This window comes from Sphaerochaeta sp. UBA5836 (genome assembly GCF_002432845.1).
In the GTDB taxonomy this organism is placed as follows: domain Bacteria; phylum Spirochaetota; class Spirochaetia; order Sphaerochaetales; family Sphaerochaetaceae; genus Sphaerochaeta.
This window is the reverse complement of the sequence record NZ_DJGW01000106.1, coordinates 78,214-79,308: the sequence shown is the minus strand read 5'-3', so window position 1 is coordinate 79,308 and position 1,095 is coordinate 78,214. Positions and strand designations below refer to the sequence as shown.

Genomic DNA, 1,095 nt, shown 5'->3' with positions numbered 1-1,095 from the left:
GAAGACTATCAGGCACAGGGCACGCTTGAGGGTCTGAGCAATCTGCAATGCGCCCAATATGCCCGCAAAGCCTATCACTTCATCATGGAACACTTCAGTGAACAGATTAAGATCCAAGAGCTTGCCGAGCAGTTCGGGGTGAGCCGCAATTACCTGTATGCCTGTTTCAAGGAGGTGTACAAGGTTTCCCCGAAGCAGTTCCTCAATGCCGTGCGCATGGAGCATGCATCAAGCTTGCTTCTCTCAAAGTACCTGTATGTATCGCAGGTGGCCCATCAGGTGGGATTCGAGGATGAACTGGCGTTCTCCAAAGCGTTCAAGGAGTTCCATCACCTCTCTCCAACCGAATTCCGCAAGCAATTGCACTCCCTTGCCGCATCCCCTACGAAAGAGAACCCGTAATGCTTTCCCACTTGCGGTCCATGTCCTGCATCAGGGCGATCTGGGTCCTTGCCCGGTCGAGGTTGTGGCTCGGCCGCTCGATGTGGTAATAGACATCACCGTTCAAATAGTCGGTGAGGAAGCGTACCCCCATGATCTGGGTGGTCGCTCTTCCTGATTCTGCGATGAGCTGTCGTTCGGTGTCCGTCAGGAAGTTGTCGGCTACAGATCGGTAGCCCTTGACCATCTGGATGAAGAGGTTCTCATCGCATCCTACCTTGCTCAGGTCCTGCTCGTCCTCACCGGCAGTGATGCTTCCGGTTCTGAGCATGTCGCCGGTATCGAAGAGGATGGTTCCGCTCATCACGGTATCGAGGTCGATCACACACACTCCTTCACCGGTTGTCCGGTCGAAGAGGATGTTGCTGATCTTCGTATCATTGTGGGTCACCCGAAGCGGCACCCGCCCCTCTTCCAGGGCAGTGGTAAGAGTCATGCCGCGCTCTTCATTCTCGAGGAAGAACTGCAGTTCAGCCTGCACCGACTGAAGTCTTTTCGCTTTGTCATTCTCGATGGCCTGCCTGAGCTGGTTGTAGCGACTTCCCATGTGGTGGAACTTTGCAATCGTTGTATGCAGCTTGTCGGCGGGAAAATCACAGAGGTGGTGCTGGAAGGTTCCCACAGCCTCTCCGAAACGGTAGGCAAGGTGCTGGT

Annotated in this window: 2 protein-coding genes; one reads left to right on the top strand and one right to left on the bottom strand. The window is 54.6% G+C overall.

Features of this window, described 5'->3' with window-relative positions:
- A partial coding sequence (locus B3F49_RS10395; protein ID WP_293910871.1) for a helix-turn-helix domain-containing protein occupies positions 1-402 on the top strand: 402 nt, incomplete at its 5' end.
- Here the strand turns inward: B3F49_RS10395 and B3F49_RS10390 are convergent.
- A partial coding sequence (locus B3F49_RS10390; RefSeq protein WP_293910869.1) for a phosphotransferase enzyme family protein occupies positions 383-1,095 on the bottom strand: 713 nt, incomplete at its 5' end. The two genes, B3F49_RS10395 and B3F49_RS10390, sit on opposite strands and share 20 nt — an antisense overlap.